Origin of the sequence: uncultured Bacteroides sp. (genome assembly GCF_947632445.1) — a bacterium.
Taxonomy (GTDB): Bacteria; Bacteroidota; Bacteroidia; order Bacteroidales; family Bacteroidaceae; genus Bacteroides.
The window spans coordinates 1-19,608 of record NZ_CANRPM010000019.1; the positions used below are offsets into that span (position 1 = coordinate 1).

Here is a 19,608-nt window from a genome sequence, read left to right on the forward strand (position 1 = left end):
TCTCCATCGGCACGGAACACATCGACGATATTCTCACCGACCTGCGACAGGCTTTCGATAAAATCTAAGGGGTTATCTTAAAAACAAAAATGTGCAGAGGCTGTCTCGACCCAAACCGTCGGGGCGGCCTTTCTTACGCCTCCCGTTTCCCGCCCGATACGATCGCATTCACCTCCTCCGCAGTCCGGCTGAAAGGGCCATGCGACTGGAGTTTGAGGGTGCACATGGCGGCGGCGAAGCATCCGGCCTCCCGATAGGAGGCACCCCGGCTGCGCTTGTACAGGTAGCCCGCCATGTAGGTATCGCCGCATCCGGTGGCGTCCACCACCTGTAAGGTGGGATAGGCGGGGATGTCGTAGAACTGTCCGCCGCTGTAGATGAGCGAACCTTTGTCGCCCAAGGTCAGGAGCACCGTCTTCACGCCCCAATCAGCGATGAGCAGGGCGGCCTCGTGCGGCTCGCGGCATCCGGTCAGCACTTCCATCTCGCTCTCGTTGGCCTTCAGCGTGTGGATGTACTTCAGGGCCTCGCGCTTCTCCACCCAGTCTACGGGGAACACTTTTTCGTCTTCCACCTTGCGCAGGAAGCCTTGTACGTCGGCGGACAGTATGCTCCGCGCGGCCAGATGGCGGATGACCTCCGGCGAAAAGTCACCGGCCAGCAGGGTGCCCAGATGGATGATGTCGGCCTTCACGTCTTTCAAGTCTTCGACGCGGAAGGGGTCGGCCTGTGCGGTGACCCGCTGGCGGCGCTCGTTGGGGTTGTCGCCATAGATGTTCTCGAAGGTGTGGGAATGCGTCGTGGGCACCCACTTCACTTCGATGCCTTCGCGCGCGATGTCTTCCGCCACCGCCTTGTCTTCTTCGGCCAAGGCGCTGACCAGCAGGAAGTTGTCGGCTCCGAGGCGGCTGACGGCTTTCGCGAAATAGAAGGCCGTCCCTCCGGGCATGTAGACGGTATTACTGGGGGTTACTATTTTATCGCGGGTGATATACCCGATGCAGCATAATGTATGGTTCATCTTTCTTTTTTCTGTTTTTCGGGCCGTAAAGGTACATATTTTTTGGTTCAAGTCCCGAAAAGTCCGATACTTTGTTTCATTTTCCTGTCAAATTGTCTGAAGGGACTTCACGGGCCGGCACGATGCGGGCGGCCTTCGCCTTGTCGGCAATGGAAGTTCTTACGACGAGCATAGGGGGCGTGGGCGGCGTGCGGGTGACGGTCTCGATGGCGGGGAAAGCGCCCGTCGCCATGTGCACCAGGACGGGCCGGAGCAGGGGGTCCGTCTCCGTGCCCAGCTCGCCCAGAGGGAGTCCGTAGGCCTCCGAGCAGGGGTAGTCGGGGGGCAGCCCTTCGGCATCGTAGTCCTTGTAGCCCTCGGCATTACTCAGGTAGTAGGTGGTCAGCCACAGTTCGAGTTCGGAATAGCGGTCGTCGGTGTAGAGCGACTGGGCCACGTTCTTGCCGAATGTCGCCTGCCCCACCTGATAGAGCCGGCCGGCCATGTAGGGAGCCAGGCAGTTGATGACGATTTCCGAGGCCGAGGCCGTCTGGCCGGAAGTGATGACGTAGAGGTTCCGATAGCCCGGCGCGCTCCCTCCGGGCAGCAGGGCGGCGTCGAAGGTGTAGGTTCGGGGCTCGCCCGACTTGTCGTTTCCGGTCATGGAGAGCATCGTCCGGCCCAGGGCGTCGGGCGGGGCCAGCAGGGTGGCGACGGCCTGTGCGGTGGACACGTACCCGCCGGGGTTGTAGCGCAAGTCCAGGATGATGTCGTCGGGCTGTGCGGCGGCCAGCCGGCTGTAGAGCGCCTGCCACTGCGCGATGTCGTCGTCCTGCCCGAACTCGTTGTAGAGGATGTAGGCGGCCCTGCGCGTCCCCGTGTCGAGCAGGCTTGTCTTGAGCAGGTTGTGCATCTCGACGAGGCGCGGAGCGGGCATCTCCACCCTTCCGAGGGTGTCTATCCGGCTCGTTTCGGCATGATAGGTTCCGAGGAGGAAGGTGTGTGCCCTCGTCGGGCGGGCGACGTACTCGGTGTAGTCGTCGGGGCGGATGGCCGCATCGTCGGCCCCGATAATCAGGTCGCCGCGCTTCAGCCCCGCTTCTTCGGCAGGTGACCCCGGCTGCGTGTAGAGCACCTGCATGACGTAGCCGTTCTGCGTCGTCTGCAGCAGGGCGACTTCAAATCCGAAGGTGGGCCGCTCGCTCAGCGCACGGGTGTCGGCGGTGCTCACCGAGTCGATGTGCGAATAGGTCGCCCCGTTCTTTCCGTCCTTTTCGGACACCACGCTCTTCAGAAACTCGGCGGGTTTCTGGAAGAAGTTCAATTCGCTTTCCTCCGGCAGGTCCCGGTAGTACAGGTAATCCTGCTGCATGGTGGTATAAATCCAGTTCTGGGCACCCACCAAGGCATAGTATTCCCCGCTACGATCCTGCCAGCACGATGTGAAAGCGGCCGCCCCTATCAGGCAGGAGGCTATCGTCAGGTAGAAAGGTTTTGCTCGTTTCATAAGTTCCCATTTGGTTCCGCCGCAAAGATAGTGCAAAGCGGGGGAAGTACAAAGCGAAAAACCAAGTTTTCCACCCCGGCGCAAGCCTTGCCGAGAGCCGCCGGCCGGCTCCCCGATGCTTCTCCCGCTGCCGGCGTAATGCCGTCCCTAAGTACGCCTCGCGGGTTTTTTGCCTCCCAATGTTCTTGTTTGTCGACTATGCAAAGTTAGGCATAAAATTTCAAACATGCAATACCCCGACGAAAAAAATCCGCACTTTTCCCTTTTTTTCCGCCGCCCGTGACAGTGTGACAACGTGACAATTACCCAAATGAGCTTTTCCACTTCCGACCCCCAAAAGTGTGTTAAAAATTTTAATACTATATATATTATATATATATTATATATATAATATATATAGTATTAATTGTAACATCCACTTCCAAAAAACCGATTTTAGGTAATTGTCACGTTGTCACGTTGTCACACTGTCACGCCTGAGCAGACATCAACAGGCTGATACCGAAGACTTTGCAGATATTCCTTCCTCCGCCGGAGCGGCAGACGGGAAAAAAACGACGCACCGCGCCCCCGACGCGCCCCGCCACCGAAACCGCCGCTTTCCGCCCGCGAACAGGTCGCGCAGCGCATTGAAAATCAACGGATTGTAATTTTTAACACGAAATCCCGATTTTATTAACAGATTTTCACCGAATACGAATACCCCGTTTTTGGCGGGTCGGAAGAAAGTCCCTATCTTTGCTTTGTCGACAAGGGAAAACCGACGGATGCCGGCCCGGCGCGCTTCCCGAAACGAGAGAATGAACACGGGTAACGAACACAAAATGAGAACGAAACAGAAGGATGAGAGGAATTGAAACAAGGGGAAAACGGATGAAGAAAGACCGCCAAACGATATTCGACAGCAACGTGATAGAGTTCGTCACGGTGGCGGCAGAGTTCTGCAAGTTCATCGAACAGGCGGAAGGCCGGAAACGTGCCGACTTCGTGGACACCGCGCTGAAGCTGCTTCCCCTGCTCTACCTGAAGGCCGAGCTGCTGCCGCCCTGCGAGGAGGCGGGCGACGAACCCCCTGAGACGTTCGTCACCGAAGAGACATACGAGGTCGTCCGCATGACCCTGGCAGCCGTCATGGGAAGCCGCGACGACTACCTCGACGTCTTCGTCGACGACATGAAGTACAGCGACCGGCCCATCGCCCGAACCGTCTCGGAAGACCTGGCCGACATCTACCAGGACATCAAGGACTTCGTCTTCGTCTTCCGCCTCGGACTGAACGAGACGATGAACGACGCACTGGCCATCTGCCGCGAGAACTTCCGCCTCTACTGGGGGCAGAAGTTAGTGAACACCCTGCGGGCCCTCCACGACGCGAAGTACGGCAGCCTGCCGCAGGAGGAGGAGGCCGAAAACTGACCCCGCAAGCCCGAAAAAACGAAAGAGAGAACGACTATGATGATAAGACGAACCATCGGAAAAGAGGAACTGAGCGGACTTCCAAAAGCCGTCTTTCCCGGAAAAATACACGTAGCGGACACGCCCGAAGAGGCGGAGAAGGCGGCGGAATACCTGAAAAGCCGGCCGATCGTGGGCATCGACACCGAGACGCGCCCCAACTTCAGCAAGGGCCGCATGCACAAGGTGGCGCTGCTACAGGCCTCGACCGAAGACCGGTGCTTCCTCTTCCGGCTGAACCTCACGGGGCTGACCCTGCCCGTCATCCGGCTGCTGGAAAGCCCGCACATCGTCAAGGTGGGCCTCTCGCTGCACGACGACTTCATGATGCTGCACCGGCGGGCACCCTTCGAACCCCGCGCCTGCGTGGAGCTGCAGGAATACGTCCGCCCCTTCGGCATCCGGGACATGAGCCTTCAGAAAATCTACGCCAACCTGTTCGGCGGGCGAATATCGAAATCGCAGCAGCTGAGCAACTGGGAGGCCGAAACACTGACCCAGCCCCAGCAGCTCTATGCCGCCACCGATGCCTGGGCATGCCTCAACATCTACCGGAAACTGGAAGAGCTGAAGCAGACGGGCGACTTCGAGATTGAAAGCCAAGACATTGAGAACGAACAAAAAACGATGAATTCACACGAAACGCCATGTACAGAATCTATTTGAAACCGGGCAAGGAAGAGTCGCTGAAACGTTTTCACCCCTGGATGTTTTCGGGAGCCATCGCCCGCATGGACGGCGAGCCGGAGGAAGGCGAAGTGGTGGAAATCTACACCGCCCAAAAGGAATTCATCGCCAAAGGACACTTCCAGATAGGAAGCATCGCCGTGCGCGTCCTCACCTTCCGCCAGGACGAAGCCATCGACCGGGACTTCTGGAAGCGGCGTCTGGCCGCAGCCCGCGACATGCGGCGCAGCATCGGCATCGCCCGGCGGGCCGACAACGACACCTACCGCCTGGTGCACGGCGAAGGCGACAGCCTGCCGGGACTCGTCGTCGACGTGTACGGCCGCACGGCCGTGATGCAGGCCCACTCGGCCGGCATGCACGTCGATCGCATGACCATCGCCGAAGCACTGGCCGAAGTGATGGAAGGCGAGATAGACAACATCTACTACAAGTCGGAGACCACCCTCCCCTTCAAGGCCGACCTCTACCCCGAAAACGGCTTCCTGAAGGGCGGAAGCGCCGACAACATCGCCACCGAATACGGCCTGAACTTCCACATCGACTGGCTGAAGGGGCAGAAGACGGGGTTCTTCATCGACCAGCGCGAGAACCGCGTCCTGCTGGAGCGCTATGCCGGGGGACGCAGCGTGCTGAACATGTTCTGCTACACGGGCGGCTTCTCGGTCTACGCCATGCGCGGAGGAGCCTCGCTGGTCCACTCGGTAGACAGTTCGGCCCGCGCCATCGAGCTTACGAACCGGAACATCGCGCTGAACTTCCCCGACGACCCGCGCCATGCCGCCTATGCCGAAGACGCCTTCAAGTACCTGGAGCGCATGGGCGACCGCTACGACCTGATCGTCTTAGACCCGCCCGCCTTCGCCAAGCACCGCGACGCCCTGCGGAATGCCCTCCAGGGCTACCGTAAGCTGAACGTGAAGGCCTTCGAGAAAATCAGGCCGGGAGGCATCCTGTTCACCTTCTCGTGCTCGCAGGCCGTCAGCAAGGAAAACTTCCGCACGGCCGTGTTTACGGCGGCAGCCCTGTCGGGACGACGTGTGCGCATCCTCCACCAGCTCACGCAGGCGGCCGACCACCCCGTGAACATCTACCACCCCGAAGGAGAGTATCTGAAAGGACTGGTGCTGTACGTGGAATAGAAAAGCCCTCTTCTCCCCCTGGAAAAAGAGGATGAAAGAGGGTAAAAGTGTTAATTAGTGCTAACAAACCGCAGATTTATGCTCGATTATTATGTTTTAGAACATATCTTTCATACATTTGCATCGTGTTTTTCATGGTATTAGATTTAAGGTTATAAAGATTGGGTGTCTGGGATAGATACCCTTCTTTTTTATATATACCCCTCCGGCATCCTTCCATTCCATTACAATCATTACGAATGAGAATTACCCGAAAGCCCTTCTCCGCTCACTCCCGGTTCATCAGCCTCTGCTCGGCCATGCGCTCGTATCGGGTTCCGGGACGGCCGTAGTTGGCATACGGATAGATGGAGATGCCTCCCCTCGGAGTGAAGAAGCCCGTCACCTCGATATACTTGGGGTTCATCAGGCGGATGAGATCCTTCATAATGATGTTCACACAGTCTTCGTGGAAGGCGCCGTGATTACGGAAGCTGAAGAGATAGAGCTTGAGGCTCTTGCTCTCCACCATCTTCACGTCGGGGATGTAGGAGATGCGGATTTCGGCAAAATCGGGCTGGCCCGTGATGGGGCACAGGCTGGTGAATTCGGGGCAGTTGAAGCGCACCCAGTAGTCGTTTCCGGGGTGCTTGTTGTCGAAGGCTTCGAGCACTTCGGGGGCATAATCCTGCCGATATTCGGTCTTTCGGCCCAGCAGGGTCAGTTGGTCTTTCAGTTCGGTCATGGTTCGGATGGTTTAAAGAGATTTCTTTTTCATATACAAGTCCTTGTTCGCCAGATAGTTCTCCAATCCCTCCCGGCGTAATTTACAGGCCGGACAATGCCCGCACCCGTCTCCGGGAATGCCGTTATAGCAGGTCATCGTCTCGTGGCGCACGAGGTCGAGCACTCCCAGCTCGTCGGCCAGCGCCCAAGTCTCGGCCTTGTCTATCCACATCAGCGGCGTGTGGATGACGAACTGCTCCTCCATCGCCAGGTTCAGCGTCACGTTGAGCGACTTGATGAAGGCATCCCGGCAATCGGGATAGCCGCTGAAATCGGTCTGCGATACCCCCGTCACCAAGTGGCTGATGCCCCGCTCGCGGGCATAGACGGCGGCAATGCTCAGGAAGAAGAGGTTACGGCCCGGCACGAAGGTATTGGGCACGCCGTTCAGGGGCTTCTCCTGGTCCATCACCATCGAAGTATCGGTCAGCGAATTACGGCCCAGCCGGCCGATGAACGACACATCCATCACGTCGAATGCCACACCGGCCTTCGCGGCAATCTGCCTCGCCAACTCCACTTCCTTTTGATGTTTCTGCCCGTAGAGGAAGCTCAGGGCAGCCACATTCTTAAATTCACGCTTGGCCCAGAAGAGGCAGGTGGTCGAGTCCTGCCCTCCGCTGAACACCACTAAAGCTGTATCACGGTTCATATATGAAGAATTTTTTTTGATATGTTACCTATCTAAAATCAAAACTTGTAGTCGATACCCAATCCGAATACCTTATTGGTGCGCCCATATACATTTTGACCCCCTCGGCGACCTTCTTCGTATAATCGGTATAGGTCGTCCAAAAATAAGCGACGTTCATCGTCAAATGCTTCGTCATGTGCACGGCCGCTCCAAACCCCAGCGAATAAGAATCACATGAAAAGCTGGTGTCCGACTGAAAAGGATCGGTTTGTCCATAGTTGGTCAGCTGATAACCTCCGCTGACCGTCAAGTACTTCATCACATCCCATTCCGCTCCAACCAGAAACTCATGCGTGCCATGCTCCAAATATTTTTCCTTTCCACCTGCCATGCCGGCAGCCTTGTCAAAGAAATGATGGTATTCGAGCGAAGCCCGCAGCGTAGGAAGAATTTCATACCCGACGGCAGCCGCCAGCAGCGCAGGAATGTCGTTGGGCGTGTTCACCCCGTCCTTATAGTCTTCCAGGGCATCCTCCTGCCCGTTTACAACGTTCTTACGGGTTTTATTCTCTATATTCAGGTTGGTCATAAATTCGTATTTCAAACCGATGTTCCATTTTCCCAATCTTACATCCGCCCCCAAGATGGGAGTCAGTCCCCACCCCGTTTGTTCACAGTCCAGCTCTATTGAAGCCAATTCCCGCCCGGCAAGTCCTTGTATGCCCTCCTTTACTTTCGCCGTCAGGAAGCCTTCATATCCACCGGTGAAATAATTCATACGCCCTCCGGCAAACAATCCCAACCGGTCGTTGACCCGATAAGAGACGCCCAGCTGCACCCCATAGATGAATTGGCGGCCATCCATAGCACTATGAATCGTGTACATTTCAGGAGTCACCGCCCCGCTTGTTGCCGTGGAAATGCTGCTCATAACCATCGAATCGAACATCGGAAGGCCGTTATCAAACGAAGCCTTACCGCCTCCGCCCACTACAGCAAAACTGCCGGACACCGTCCATGCGTCCTTTTTATATGCTCCATGAATACTGGGAATGAAAGGCGCCGACGCTTTGCCTTCGTAATACCTGCGATGGTCCTCCTCCGGGAAAAGCGGAAAGGTGGCATCAATGGTACGCGTTTGAAAAGCGCTCTGCCCGTTCAAAGACAAATAAAGCCCATCTTCCGGCAAGAAAGACAAGCCGGCCGGATTGGAATAAACTCCATCAATGTCGATGGAAGCTCCACGTGCCAGCATTCGAAGGAAAGAGACATGTTGGTTGGTATTCGTCAAATAGCCTCCCGCGAAAGTTGGGATTGAAACAATCAGCAGCGCCGTGCCGATTAATAAGTTTTTTCTCATCTATTCGTAGTTTTATTGATTTCGGTGGCAAAGGTATAATAAAAATGCACACAAACAATCTTTTTGTGCAATTTTCCATCTGCATGGCCTTCGGAGAAGAAGATGCCGAAAATACGTATAAGACCGGCAACCTCACTCCATCGACAAGAGACAGCTGTATAAAGCCGCCCGTCTATCAAAAAAATCAATAAAATAGCCGCTTGTAGGAGGAGTTTTCGGCCGGTTTTTCGTAATATTGCAGGGCGTAAGAAAAAACGGGATGCCGTCCAGACATCCGCCATAATCTTTTCGACGCGGTGAAAGTTTCGACATCTAACATCAAAAAATAGAACGTAATGAAAAAATTGACTCAACTCTTGTTCATCGTCCTCTGCGTGCCCGCCGTGCTCCAAGCTCAGAAGCGCGACGACAGCAAGTACTTGGCCGGAGCCGTTCCCGAAGAAGACGGCAAAGTCGTATTCAGCAAAGAATTCAGCATCCCCGGCATGTCACAAGACGAAATCTTCGAACGCATGCAGAAGTGGATGGATCTCTTCCTGAGGAAAAAGCAGAACGAAACCAGCCGCGTGGTCTACACCAACCGTGAGAAAGGCCAGGTGATAGGAATGGGGGAAGAATGGCTCGTATTCAGTTCCACCGCCCTCTCATTGGATCGCACCCTCATCAATTACCAGCTCAGTGCCTTATGCCAGCCGGAAAAGTGTGAGTTCCGCATCGAAAAGATACGTTATACCTACCGCGAAGGCCGCGACCAGCAAAAATACACGGCCGAAAAATGGATCACCGACGACTATGCCCTGAACAAAAGCCGGACAAAGTTGATACTGGGCCTGGCTAAGTGGCGCAGAAAAACCGTAGACTTTGCCGACGGACTTTGCAAAGAAGCCACCAAGGCACTGAGCGCAGCCAGCATCGACCAAATCGTTGTCCTAACCGACGAAGAAATGGAGGAGGCCAAAGAAAAAGAAGGAGGCAAAACTATTGTAAATTCAGGTACTACGGTCATCAATACCAAACAGCAGCCCGTAACCCGGCAAGCCGAGACTCCCGTCGTAGCACCCGCAGCCCAGCCTGCTGTTGAACAAACGCCCGATCCTGCCCCACAGCCAAGCACTTACAAGGAAGTGGCTCCCGACCAACTACCTGCCAATGCCATTCAGATAGGCGCAGGCAAGCTGGTTATCGTCATAGGCACCGATGCCTTCAATATGACCATGATGACGGCCAACGCCGGAGGCTCGCTGGGCAAGATGTCAGGAAAGGCTGTCATCTACACTTTCCTCTCACCCGACCAGCCGCACGAACAGCTTGACCGGACCGACACCTACACCGTCCGTTTCTACCCCAATGGACAACAGGAACCCAGTGTCGTGCTTGAGTGTAAGAAACTCCCCTCACAGCAACCATTGGAAGGCCAGCCGCGTATGTACATCGGCGAAATCGTGAAAGCACAAATAAAATAAAACCTGAAGTACGGATTATGCGGACAAGTACAAGAGAATAAAATACATCCTCCATACCAATCCGCGTAACCCGTATCTTATAAACAACTAACTCATAACAAATTCTATGAGAAAGCCCTGAGACCGAAAGAAGACCATCGTCGATAACTCGTGTAAACAATAAAATCTATGAGCATAGAAGAAGCCATGATGGGCGGCATCGTCTTTAAAGAGAAAAAAGAAAAGCCCAAAGGTGAAGCCAAAGTGAAGACCAAAGCAAAAAAGAAGACCTACATCACCGGTCTCCACAACTCGGGAGCCGCCAAGATGAAAGCCGAAATCCGCCGCAAGCGTGCCAACAGACATTAAAAAAATGATACATACCGACCTGCTGACCGCTGACAAAGACCCGATGGGAGCAGCCATCCTCGACTTCCTAAAACATGGACGAGCCGATAAACTGCATGTATTTTCCTCCCAGTTCGACGAAGACGAAATCCCCGTCCGCACCCTGTTTCGCACTGAGAAACAGATGAATCCACTGGAGCGAACTGCCCTACAATTAGCCACCGGCCGCATCCTCGACATAGGTGCCGGAAGCGGTTGCCACAGTCTGGCCCTGCAAGCGGCCGGCAAGGAAGTGGAAGCCATCGACATCTCCCCACTCTCGGTAGAAGCCATGTGTAAACGCGGTGTAAAGCAAGCTACACAAGCCAATCTCTTCAATGAAAGTTTCTACGGATCCTACGACACTCTCCTTATGCTGATGAACGGCTCCGGCATCATCGGCCAGCTGGAGAACCTGCCCGCTTTCTTCCGAAAAGCCAAACAACTGTTACGCCCCGGCGGCAGTATTCTGATGGATTCCAGCGACCTGCGTTATTTGTACGAAGACGAAGACGGAAGTTTCGTCATTAACATTGCGGACGAGTATTACGGCGAAGTGGATTTCCAGATACGGTACAAGGAAATCATGGGCGATCCGTTCGACTGGCTCTATATCGACTTCCAGACCCTTTCTCTCTACGCCACGCAAAACGGATTCGAAGCCAAACTAATAAAGGAAGGAAAACATTACGACTACCTGGCCCGGCTTCATCCGAAAGCATGAAGTCAACCTTTTCAACCAACTTCCGAAATCCGTCACGATCTATCAGTACATTGCGGGTAATACATGCCTACCCCACTCTATTGCTACTGCGCACCTTCTCCATAAAAAATCTTCCGCACACTTGTTTTTCTAACGTTATCATTGTATTTTTGCAAAGATATATCATCTATTCGACCTGTTAATTTTAAAACACCGAACAAAAAACTATGCACATCAAACTTCGCTTGATCGTCATGAACTTCCTGCAGTTTGCCGTGTGGGGTTCTTACCTGACTTCTATGGGAAGCTATCTGGTCAATGTCAACCTTGCCGGGCATATCGGCATCTTCTATGCCATGCAGGGCATCGTGTCCCTCTTCATGCCGGCCATCATGGGCATCATAGCCGACCACTGGGTACCGGCCCAAAAACTGTTGAGTTTTAGTCACTTCATGGCTGCCTTATTCATGGGCCTCGCCGGCTACTACGGTATGACAAGCGGACAAGATGTGGAATTCGGACCGCTCTTCAGCCTCTATGCTCTGAGCGTAGCCTTCTATATGCCGACCTTAGCCCTTTCGAACTCCGTGGCCTATACGGCGCTGGACAAAACGGGACTGGATACCATCAAGCATTTTCCCCCTATCCGTATCTTTGGAACCATCGGATTTATCTGTGCCATGTGGCTGGTAGACATCCTGGGCCTGCAGAACAATCATGGACAGTTCTTCACCTGTGCCACCATCGGCCTGGTGTACGGATGCTATGCCCTGACCCTGCCTGCCTGCCCCACGAGCAAGGGAGGACAGAGCAAATCGCTGGTGGAAGCCTTGGGTCTGCGTGCCTTCACCCTGTTCAAGCAGAAGAAAATGGCCATCTTCTTCATCTTCTCCATGCTGCTGGGTGTGTCACTGCAAATCACCAACGGATTTGCCAATCCCTATGTCAGCAGCTTCGGCAGCATACCTGAATATGCCGACACCTTCGGCGTACAGCATGCCAATATTCTGATTTCGCTGTCGCAGGTATCCGAGACACTCTGCATCCTGCTGATACCGTTCTTCCTGAAGCGCTTCGGCATCAAACAGGTGATGCTCATCGCCATGTTCGCATGGGTACTGCGTTTCGGCTTGTTCGGTACCGGCAATCCAGGGAGCGGCGTCTGGATGTTCCTGCTTTCGATGATTGTCTATGGAGTGGCCTTCGACTTCTTCAATATATCCGGTTCGCTGTTTGTCGACCGTGAGACGGACAAGGAAATCCGCTCAAGCGCACAGGGTCTGTTCATCATTATGACCAATGGATTGGGCGCTACCATCGGGACGCTGGGAGCACAAGCGGTGGTAAATCACTTTGTGGATTTCAGCAGCAAACTGCCACAAACGGGGCAATGGCAGGCAGCGTGGTTCACGTTTGCAGCCTATGCACTGGTAGTGGCCGTTGTATTTGCCTTCGTTTTCAAATACAAACACGAACCGGAAAAGATGTAAAAACAAGCCGGAAAAGAACAATCTGCCATGAACCGAAACAAGATAGAACTGCAAGTGTTGAGCCTCTCCTACAGCCAGGAACAGACCGGAGTCTATGCCTTGTTGCTGGGTGAAGTGGACGGCTCGCGCAAACTGCCTGTCATCATCGGTTCGGCAGAGGCGCAAGCCATCCTGCTTGAGATACGCGGCATCACTTCGCCACGCCCGCTGACATACCAGCTGTTTGCTGCTACCCTCGAGGCATTAGATGTACGCCTGCTGCGCGTACTGATATACCGGATAGAGAACGGGCTGTTCTATTCTTATCTCTACTTACAGTCGGACCGCTCCATCATCCGCATCGACTCGCGCACGAGCGACGCCGTCGTCATGGCCATGCGCCTGCACTGCCCGATACTCATCTACGAAGATGTGCTGGAAGCCTGGAAAATGAAACCGGACAACGGCGATATGCCGGAAACTGCAAGTAGCCGACGAGGTCGGGCAGAGACGATAAACCGCATGGAAGAAGCCTTGCAAGAAGCCATAGAAGCAGAAGAGTATGAGAAAGCCGCCAATCTGCGCGACATGATAAACCAATTTAAGGAGACACACCATCAGGACTGATGCACGTATTTTACACACCCGACATACAGACACGACCCGAACTGCCCGAAGAAGAAGCCGCACACGCCATACGGGTGCTCCGCCTCGAAGCAGGCGACGAAGTGACCCTGACCGACGGCAAAGGATGTTTCTACCGAGCCGAGATAAGCGTAGCGTCCAACAAGCGCTGCCTGGTGAACATTCTGGAAACCTTGCCTCAGGAGCCACTCTGGCAAGGACACCTGCATCTGGCCATGGCGCCTACCAAGAATATGGACCGCACTGAGTGGTTCGCTGAAAAAGCAACGGAAATCGGCTTCGACGAACTGACGTTCCTCAACTGTCACTTTTCCGAACGGAAGGTCATCAAGGCCGAACGCATCCGAAAGATACTGGTGTCGGCCATCAAGCAGTCACTCAAAGCACGGTTGCCCAAACTGAATGAAATGACGGACTTCAACAGGTTTGTCCGACAACCCTTCAGCGGACAGAAATTCATAGCCCACTGCTACGAAGGAGAGAAGCCGTTGCTGAAAGACATTGTACGTCGTGGTGAGGACGCGCTGATACTCATCGGCCCCGAAGGAGACTTCAGTGAGGAGGAAGTGAAACTGGCCGTAGAACAAGGTTTCCGACCCGTCAGCTTAGGACGATCGCGACTGCGCACGGAGACGGCCGCACTCGTAGCCTGCCACATCCTGAACCTCTGCAACCAAACCGATTGAAGAATTGCGGCAGGAACGCTCCGGCGGAGAAAGCCGGACAAGTTGCAGATTTGCAAATTGTTTCCTATCTTTGCCGCTCTAATTATAAAAGCCTGCAGAACACGCATGAAAACAGCAGATTGCCCCTCAGTATTACTGATATACACCGGCGGTACTATCGGCATGATCGAGAACCCCGAGACCGGAGCCCTGGAAAACTTTGACTTCGACCGGCTGCTCAAGCACGTACCCGAGCTGAAACGGTTCAACTGCCACATTTCCACCTATCAGTTCAACCCGCCCATTGATTCCTCGGATATGGAACCTGAGTTGTGGGCCAAGATTGTGAAAATCATCAGTGACCGTTACGACGATTACGACGGCTTCGTCATCCTGCACGGCACGGACACCATGGCCTACACCGCCTGCGCCCTGAGCTTCATGCTCGAAAACCTGTCGAAACCCGTCATCCTGACCGGCTCGCAACTGCCCATCGGCATGCTGCGCACCGACGGTAAGGAAAATCTCATCACGGCCATCGAGATAGCGGCCGCACGCCGTCCCGACGGCACACCCATGGTGCCCGAAGTCTGCATCTTCTTTGAAAACGAACTGATGCGCGGCAACCGCACGACCAAAATCAATGCGGAAAACTTCAACGCCTTCCGTTCGTTCAACTACCCGCCGCTGGCTAAGGCCGGCATCCACATCCGCTACGAAGAGCGGCTAATACGCCGTCCCGACCCGTCGTGCCCCATGAAGCCCCACTACCTGTTCGACACCAATGTCGTCGTATTGACCCTCTTCCCCGGCATCCGCGAAAGCCTCGTCAGTTCCGTGCTCAGCGTACCGGGCCTCAAAGCCGTAGTGCTCAAGACCTTCGGTTCGGGCAATGCCCCTCAGAAAGAATGGCTGATACGCCTGCTCAAGGAAGCCAATGAACGGGGCATCGTCATCGTCAACATCACCCAATGCCAGCGGGGCGTCGTCGAAATGCAACGCTATGGCACCGGCCTGCAACTCCTCCAGACGGGCGTCATCAGCGGTTACGATAGCACGCCCGAATGCGCCGTCACCAAGCTGATGTTCCTCCTGGGACACGGACTGCCCCCGCAGGAAGTCAGCCACCTCATGGAGTCGGACTTGGCGGGCGAAATCACCATAGCCTGACCTCGGCCGACGGCTTGCAGCCGTATAGTGAAAAAAACAAAAAAAAACGCATTCCATTTGCTACTGTGCCGGGCTTTCACTATGTTTGCGCCGGTTTTGTTCCGTCAGCCTCCCGATAGCGAGACGGCGGATGAAAAGGGAATCGGGTGCAAATCCCGGACAGTCCCGCTGCTGTGAGTTTCTCAACCAGAGGCATCAAACCACTTCAATGCCACTGCCACCTCCGCCCCGGCGGAAAAGGCGGGAAGGCGATGCCCTCCGAAACAAGTCAGAAGACCTGCAAGACCCAGTCGAAAAACCGCCCCTTCGAGGAAAGTGGACGGAACACGAAGTGTTATCACAAAAAACAGTTTGCGGCATGAGACGCAATGGAAAGCTTTTATGGGCAAGCCTTGTCCTCGTCGGTGCAAGCCTGACGTCCGCAGGGGCACAGACGCTGGAAGGCGACAGCATCGGCGAAGTAACCGTCAAGGCACGGAAAATGATGTCGAACATGACGGCAGCCTCGCCCTTGCAGGTGATGGACCGCAGCCGGATGGAAAAAATCGGAGCACACGATGTGGCCGACGCCGTGAGATACTTTTCGGGCGTAAGCGTGAAAGATTACGGCGGCATCGGAGGACTGAAAACGGTCTCCGTCCGAAGCCTGGGTGCCCAGCATACGGGCGTGTGCTACGACGGCGTCGCCATCAGCGACTGCCAATCGGGACAGATAGACATCTCGCGCTTCTCGCTGGACAACGTGTCCCTGCTCTATCTCACCATCGGACAATCGGACGACATCTACCAGCCGGCCAAGCTTTTCGCCTCGGCAGGTACGCTGCACATCGAAACGCTCCGCCCGCAATCGGACGGAAAGAAATGGCAGGCCGCCGCCCGTCTGAAAGCCGGCTCGTTCGGTACGGTTAACCCGTCGTTCATGTACACCCTGCAACCCGGCAAGAAAACCTACCTATCAACCTATGCGGACTTCCTGCGTGCCGACGGAAACTACCCGTTCCGCCTATGGAACGGAGAACACCGGATCGACGAAAAACGAAACAACAGCGACATCCGCTCATGGCGTGCCGAGCTGAACGCACATACGGCCCTGACCGACCGCCAGGAGCTGAGCGCCAAACTCTACCTGTTCGACTCCGAGCGGGGACTGCCCGGCGGAGTCATCTACGACAACACCTACTCCGCCGAGCGGCTGTACGACCGCAACTACTTCGGACAGATAGCCTACGAAAACCGCTTCAGCGACAAGTGGAAACTGAAAGCCGCCGGAAAATTCAACTATAGCTGGAACCGCGACTACAACGAACCGGCATCGGGAGTGACGGACGACCGCTTCAAACAGACCGAAACCTATCTGACAGCCACATTCCGAGGAGAACCCGTGCGAAACCTCGCTTTCTCGCTGGCCCAGGACTTCGCCTACAACGACCTGTCTACCACCCTCCGCAACTGCCAGTACCCCGAACGGTTCAGCTGGCTGACCGCCTTAGCTCTGCGCTATGCGCTCCCGCACTTCACGGCCACCGCCTCCCTGCTCAACACCCACATCACGGAGCGCGTAAAGACCGGCGAGGCTTCCGACGGATTCAAGCGGCTGTCCCCCGCATTCAGCCTCTCCTGGAAACCATGGAACGAGAACCTGCGCTTCCGCCTCTCGTACAAGGACATCTTCCGCGTACCGACCTTCAACGACCTGTATTATCTGCTGATAGGCAACGCAAACCTGCGGCCCGAATCCACCCGCCAATGGAACTTCGGACTTACGTGGAACCGCTCCTTCTCCACCCTATTGGAATATGTCGGACTTAGCGCGGATGCCTACTATGGCTCGGTAAAAGACAAAATCGTAGCCGTACCGACCATGTTCATCTGGAAAATGTCCAACATCGGCAAGGTGGAGACCCTCGGCGCCGATATCAACATGCAGGTCAACCTGCGCTGGGCAACGGGATGGAGCAACAGCCTGCAACTGTCCTACAACTACATGCAGGCAGAAGACGTGACCGACCGCTCGTCCAAAGTCTGGCGCAACCAGATTGCCTATACGCCCCGCCATTCGGGAGCCGCCAACTGCACACTCAGCACGCCGTGGGCCGACCTGTCATACAGCCTGTTCTATGCGTCCGAACGCTATATCAGCTCGTACAACAGTGACGAAAACCGCATTCCTCCCTACACGGATCACGGCATCACGCTTTCACGCACCTTCGCATGGAAGACCCGGCAGTTGCGCATCCAATTGGACGCCCTAAACCTGGGGAACAAGAATTACGAGATTGTCCGCTTCTACCCCATGCCCGGACGCAACTATAAAGTGACACTTAATTATCAATTTTAAAATACAACAACAGATTATGAAGAAACATTGGTTTGAAACAGCCCTATTGGTAATGGCCGCCGCCACCTGGACGGCCTCTTGTGACAATGACGACCCGGTCGAAAACGAAAACCGGCCGATTGAGGTGAAAAGCGTAGGCGCCTACTTTATAAACAACGGAAACTGGAACCAGAACAACGGCTCCATCCAATTCTACGATTACGAGAAGGGGATTGTCAGCGGAGACCTGTACAAGACAGCCAACGGAAAAGGCATCGGCGACGTGCAGGATTTATGTATCTACGGCTCCAAGCTGTACGTGTCCTGCTCGACTTCCTCGAAAATCGAAGTCCTGAACATGGAAGGAAAGATCATCAAGACGTTGAACATGGAAAACGTGCAGCCCCGTTATCTGGAAGCCGCCGAAGGAAAAGTCTGCTTTACGGCCTACGACGGCAATGTCTACCGGCTCGATACCCTTTCGCTCGAAGTAGATAAGCATGTGGCGGTTGGAGACCATCCCGAAGCGCTCGCGTATGCGGCCGGAAAACTGTACGTCAACATATCCGGCTACGGCACGGGCAATCAGGTGGCAGTTGTCGACCTCGCCACTTTCAACAAGGAGAAAGACATCGAAGTACTGCTAAATCCCTACAACCAATCGCTGGAGGCCGACGGAAAAGTCTACTTCGTCTCCTGCGGGACCTACGACAATCCGGCCATTCCCGAAGAGGAGCGCGTATTGCAGACTTTGCAAAGCATCGACCCGGCGACCGGAACCGTGCGAAGCCTCTGCCAGGCCAGCACCATCGCCTGCTACAAGCAGAAGATGTATTGCATCTACGCCGACTTCTACACGCCCGAAAAGAACGACATTTTCGTCTACGATCTGAAAACCGGGGCCAGAACGTCCCTTATTCCGGTTTCAAATATCGAAAATCCGACCCAAATTGACGTTGACCCGACTAACGGAGACATCTATATATCCTCCCCGGACTATAGCGGAGCTCCGAGCAGCGTCTATGTGTTCAACAATGACGGAACGCCAAAAGAAAAACTCACGGCGGGCAATGCGGTAGGCGGAGTACGTTTCTTACAAAGGTAAAAACGACTGCGCACATGAAAAATATGTTCAAACTGGGTGCGTGGATGCTGACGCTGGCCCTGTCGGGTTTTGCCTGCACGGGGCGCACGGCGCACGAGGCCTCCGAAAAAGGGGAAACACAACGCCTGCGCTACGCCGAGAACCTCACGATTATGGATTACCCCGCCTACACGGTGGTGACCCTTCGCAATCCGTGGGACACGCTGAAGACCCTTCATACCTATGTTTTGGTTCCCGATTCGGGCGCGCTGCCCACTCAGCTGCCGGAAGGGACATTGATACGCACGCCGCTAAGGCATGCGGTGGTCTATTCCTCCGTTCACTGCGGGCTGCTAAGGGAGTTGGGAGCGGAAAATGCAATCGGAGGGGTGTGTGACGTGAAGTATATCAAGCTTCCCGAACTGCGGAAGGCCGTGCAACAGGGGCGCGTGGCCGATTGCGGAGACGGAATGAACCCCGACGTGGAGCGCATCATCAATCTGCATCCCGACGCCGTGCTCTTATCCCCTTTCGAGAACAGCGGCGGATACGGAAGGGTCGAAAAGCTCGGCGTCCCCCTTATCGAATGTGCGGACTACATGGAGACGTCTGCGCGGGGCCGTGCCGAATGGATGAAGTTCTACGGCCGCCTGTTCGGAGCCGAGGCGAAAGCCGACAGCCTCTTCGCACGCGTCGACAGCATTTATCAATCTCTGAAAGACAGCGCGGAGGCCTCCGCCGTGCGAATGTCTGTTTTCTGCGAGCTGAAAAACGGTGCGGCGTGGTATGTTCCCGGCGGACACAGCACGACGGGACGGATTTTGCACGATGCCGGAAGCAACTACGCCTTCGCAGACGACGCGCACAGCGGTTCGGTTCCGCTTGCCTTCGAGACGGTGTTTCAGCGGGCGGGCGAAGCTGACATCTGGCTGATTAAGTATCACCGCCCCAAAGACATGACATATTCCGACCTCCAAGCCGACTACGTCGCTTACGCAGGTTTCAAAGCCTTCCGCGAGCGACGCGTCTACGGTTGCAACACTGCGAAAGCCGCCTTTTACGAAGAAACGCCCTTTCATCCCGAATGGCTGCTGGAAGATTTGATGCAAATCCTGCATCCCGAAATGCAGAAAGGCGGCGCGCGCCGGTATTTCCATGAATTAAAAGAAGAATAAG

The 19,608-nt window shown here is 55.1% G+C and carries 19 protein-coding genes, 1 pseudogene and 1 riboswitch; of the genes and pseudogenes, 14 read left to right on the forward strand and 6 right to left on the reverse strand.

Annotated elements, in window-relative coordinates; genetic code table 11:
• Positions 1-133: 133 nt before the first annotated feature.
• Positions 134-1,021, reverse strand: a complete 888-nt coding sequence (locus Q0Z70_RS05650) for a PfkB family carbohydrate kinase (protein WP_298073141.1) — start codon at positions 1,019-1,021, stop codon at positions 134-136.
• A 76-nt stretch (positions 1,022-1,097) separates the two neighbouring features.
• The gene (locus Q0Z70_RS05655; protein ID WP_298073142.1) at positions 1,098-2,507 is read right to left on the reverse strand and encodes a S41 family peptidase; all 1,410 of its coding nucleotides are present in this window, start codon (positions 2,505-2,507) and stop codon (positions 1,098-1,100) included.
• A gap of 443 nt (positions 2,508-2,950) precedes the next feature.
• Between Q0Z70_RS05655 and Q0Z70_RS05660 the strand changes: the two genes are divergently transcribed.
• The 4 genes from Q0Z70_RS05660 to Q0Z70_RS05675 all read left to right on the forward strand — a co-directional run bounded on the left by Q0Z70_RS05660 (position 2,951) and on the right by Q0Z70_RS05675 (position 5,791).
• The gene (locus Q0Z70_RS05660) at positions 2,951-3,157 is read left to right on the forward strand and encodes a hypothetical protein (protein WP_298073143.1); all 207 of its coding nucleotides are present in this window, start codon (positions 2,951-2,953) and stop codon (positions 3,155-3,157) included.
• 223 nt (positions 3,158-3,380) lie between these two features.
• On the forward strand, positions 3,381-3,923 hold the full coding sequence (locus Q0Z70_RS05665) for a DUF5063 domain-containing protein (RefSeq protein WP_298073144.1): 543 nt from the start codon (positions 3,381-3,383) through the stop codon (positions 3,921-3,923).
• 36 nt (positions 3,924-3,959) lie between these two features.
• Entirely contained in the window at positions 3,960-4,628 is a 669-nt protein-coding gene (locus Q0Z70_RS05670; RefSeq protein WP_298073145.1) for a 3'-5' exonuclease, read from the forward strand.
• Positions 4,610-5,791, forward strand: coding sequence for a class I SAM-dependent rRNA methyltransferase (locus Q0Z70_RS05675; protein WP_298073146.1), 1,182 nt, complete (start codon positions 4,610-4,612; stop codon positions 5,789-5,791). The genes Q0Z70_RS05670 and Q0Z70_RS05675 overlap by 19 nt, the downstream gene beginning before the upstream one ends.
• Before the next feature lie 268 nt (positions 5,792-6,059).
• On the opposite strand, the gene queF is transcribed toward Q0Z70_RS05675, so the two are convergent.
• The 4 genes and pseudogenes from queF to Q0Z70_RS05695 all read right to left on the reverse strand — a co-directional run bounded on the left by queF (position 6,060) and on the right by Q0Z70_RS05695 (position 8,831).
• Positions 6,060-6,515 (reverse strand): preQ(1) synthase, encoded by a 456-nt coding sequence (queF, locus tag Q0Z70_RS05680; protein ID WP_298073147.1) that lies wholly within the window; start codon positions 6,513-6,515, stop codon positions 6,060-6,062.
• Positions 6,516-6,527: 12 nt separating this feature from the next.
• Positions 6,528-7,208 carry a 7-cyano-7-deazaguanine synthase QueC gene (gene queC, locus Q0Z70_RS05685; RefSeq protein ID WP_298073148.1) on the reverse strand — a complete coding sequence of 227 codons (681 nt, stop codon included), beginning with the start codon at positions 7,206-7,208 and terminating at the stop codon, positions 6,528-6,530.
• 38 nt (positions 7,209-7,246) lie between these two features.
• A pseudogene (locus tag Q0Z70_RS05690) lies at positions 7,247-8,550 on the reverse strand (hypothetical protein).
• Positions 8,547-8,831 carry a hypothetical protein gene (locus Q0Z70_RS05695; RefSeq protein WP_298073149.1) on the reverse strand — a complete coding sequence of 95 codons (285 nt, stop codon included), beginning with the start codon at positions 8,829-8,831 and terminating at the stop codon, positions 8,547-8,549. The pseudogene Q0Z70_RS05690 and the gene Q0Z70_RS05695 overlap by 4 nt, the downstream one beginning before the upstream one ends.
• A gap of 54 nt (positions 8,832-8,885) precedes the next feature.
• Here Q0Z70_RS05695 and Q0Z70_RS05700 point away from each other — a divergent pair, with 54 nt between their 5' ends.
• The 10 genes from Q0Z70_RS05700 to Q0Z70_RS05745 all read left to right on the forward strand — a co-directional run bounded on the left by Q0Z70_RS05700 (position 8,886) and on the right by Q0Z70_RS05745 (position 19,607).
• Positions 8,886-10,013 (forward strand): DUF4468 domain-containing protein, encoded by a 1,128-nt coding sequence (locus Q0Z70_RS05700; protein WP_298073150.1) that lies wholly within the window; start codon positions 8,886-8,888, stop codon positions 10,011-10,013.
• A 168-nt stretch (positions 10,014-10,181) separates the two neighbouring features.
• The gene (locus tag Q0Z70_RS05705; protein WP_298073151.1) at positions 10,182-10,361 is read left to right on the forward strand and encodes a hypothetical protein; all 180 of its coding nucleotides are present in this window, start codon (positions 10,182-10,184) and stop codon (positions 10,359-10,361) included.
• 4 nt (positions 10,362-10,365) lie between these two features.
• The gene (locus Q0Z70_RS05710; protein ID WP_298073152.1) at positions 10,366-11,103 is read left to right on the forward strand and encodes a class I SAM-dependent methyltransferase; all 738 of its coding nucleotides are present in this window, start codon (positions 10,366-10,368) and stop codon (positions 11,101-11,103) included.
• Positions 11,104-11,309: 206 nt separating this feature from the next.
• Positions 11,310-12,572: an MFS transporter gene (locus tag Q0Z70_RS05715; protein WP_298073153.1), complete on the forward strand. Its 1,263-nt coding sequence runs from the start codon at positions 11,310-11,312 to the stop codon at positions 12,570-12,572.
• Between the two features lie 27 nt (positions 12,573-12,599).
• Positions 12,600-13,178, forward strand: a complete 579-nt coding sequence (locus Q0Z70_RS05720) for a bifunctional nuclease domain-containing protein (RefSeq protein ID WP_298073154.1) — start codon at positions 12,600-12,602, stop codon at positions 13,176-13,178.
• Complete coding sequence (locus Q0Z70_RS05725) at positions 13,178-13,882, forward strand: 16S rRNA (uracil(1498)-N(3))-methyltransferase (protein WP_298073155.1); 705 nt, start codon at positions 13,178-13,180, stop codon at positions 13,880-13,882. The genes Q0Z70_RS05720 and Q0Z70_RS05725 overlap by 1 nt, the downstream gene beginning before the upstream one ends.
• Before the next feature lie 105 nt (positions 13,883-13,987).
• Positions 13,988-15,031 carry an asparaginase gene (locus Q0Z70_RS05730; RefSeq protein ID WP_298073156.1) on the forward strand — a complete coding sequence of 348 codons (1,044 nt, stop codon included), beginning with the start codon at positions 13,988-13,990 and terminating at the stop codon, positions 15,029-15,031.
• Positions 15,032-15,110: 79 nt separating this feature from the next.
• A riboswitch (cobalamin riboswitch) is annotated at positions 15,111-15,331 on the forward strand.
• 58 nt (positions 15,332-15,389) lie between these two features.
• Entirely contained in the window at positions 15,390-17,369 is a 1,980-nt protein-coding gene (locus Q0Z70_RS05735) for a TonB-dependent receptor (protein WP_298073157.1), read from the forward strand.
• Between the two features lie 16 nt (positions 17,370-17,385).
• Positions 17,386-18,453 (forward strand): DUF5074 domain-containing protein, encoded by a 1,068-nt coding sequence (locus Q0Z70_RS05740; protein ID WP_298073158.1) that lies wholly within the window; start codon positions 17,386-17,388, stop codon positions 18,451-18,453.
• A gap of 14 nt (positions 18,454-18,467) precedes the next feature.
• Positions 18,468-19,607: an ABC transporter substrate-binding protein gene (locus tag Q0Z70_RS05745; RefSeq protein WP_298073159.1), complete on the forward strand. Its 1,140-nt coding sequence runs from the start codon at positions 18,468-18,470 to the stop codon at positions 19,605-19,607.
• The last annotated feature ends 1 nt before the right edge of the window (position 19,608 follow it).

Coding starts and splice junctions, on each gene's coding strand:
- Q0Z70_RS05650 (WP_298073141.1), bottom strand. CDS start 1,021: ATGAACCATACATTATGCTGCATCGGGTATATCACCCGCGATAAAATA.
- Q0Z70_RS05655 (WP_298073142.1), bottom strand. CDS start 2,507: ATGAAACGAGCAAAACCTTTCTACCTGACGATAGCCTCCTGCCTGATA.
- Q0Z70_RS05665 (WP_298073144.1), top strand. CDS start 3,381: ATGAAGAAAGACCGCCAAACGATATTCGACAGCAACGTGATAGAGTTC.
- Q0Z70_RS05670 (WP_298073145.1), top strand. CDS start 3,960: ATGATGATAAGACGAACCATCGGAAAAGAGGAACTGAGCGGACTTCCA.
- Q0Z70_RS05675 (WP_298073146.1), top strand. CDS start 4,610: ATGTACAGAATCTATTTGAAACCGGGCAAGGAAGAGTCGCTGAAACGT.
- queF (WP_298073147.1), bottom strand. CDS start 6,515: ATGACCGAACTGAAAGACCAACTGACCCTGCTGGGCCGAAAGACCGAA.
- queC (WP_298073148.1), bottom strand. CDS start 7,208: ATGAACCGTGATACAGCTTTAGTGGTGTTCAGCGGAGGGCAGGACTCG.
- Q0Z70_RS05695 (WP_298073149.1), bottom strand. CDS start 8,831: ATGGCGGATGTCTGGACGGCATCCCGTTTTTTCTTACGCCCTGCAATA.
- Q0Z70_RS05700 (WP_298073150.1), top strand. CDS start 8,886: ATGAAAAAATTGACTCAACTCTTGTTCATCGTCCTCTGCGTGCCCGCC.
- Q0Z70_RS05705 (WP_298073151.1), top strand. CDS start 10,182: ATGAGCATAGAAGAAGCCATGATGGGCGGCATCGTCTTTAAAGAGAAA.
- Q0Z70_RS05710 (WP_298073152.1), top strand. CDS start 10,366: ATGATACATACCGACCTGCTGACCGCTGACAAAGACCCGATGGGAGCA.
- Q0Z70_RS05715 (WP_298073153.1), top strand. CDS start 11,310: ATGCACATCAAACTTCGCTTGATCGTCATGAACTTCCTGCAGTTTGCC.
- Q0Z70_RS05720 (WP_298073154.1), top strand. CDS start 12,600: ATGAACCGAAACAAGATAGAACTGCAAGTGTTGAGCCTCTCCTACAGC.
- Q0Z70_RS05725 (WP_298073155.1), top strand. CDS start 13,178: ATGCACGTATTTTACACACCCGACATACAGACACGACCCGAACTGCCC.
- Q0Z70_RS05730 (WP_298073156.1), top strand. CDS start 13,988: ATGAAAACAGCAGATTGCCCCTCAGTATTACTGATATACACCGGCGGT.
- Q0Z70_RS05735 (WP_298073157.1), top strand. CDS start 15,390: ATGAGACGCAATGGAAAGCTTTTATGGGCAAGCCTTGTCCTCGTCGGT.
- Q0Z70_RS05740 (WP_298073158.1), top strand. CDS start 17,386: ATGAAGAAACATTGGTTTGAAACAGCCCTATTGGTAATGGCCGCCGCC.
- Q0Z70_RS05745 (WP_298073159.1), top strand. CDS start 18,468: ATGAAAAATATGTTCAAACTGGGTGCGTGGATGCTGACGCTGGCCCTG.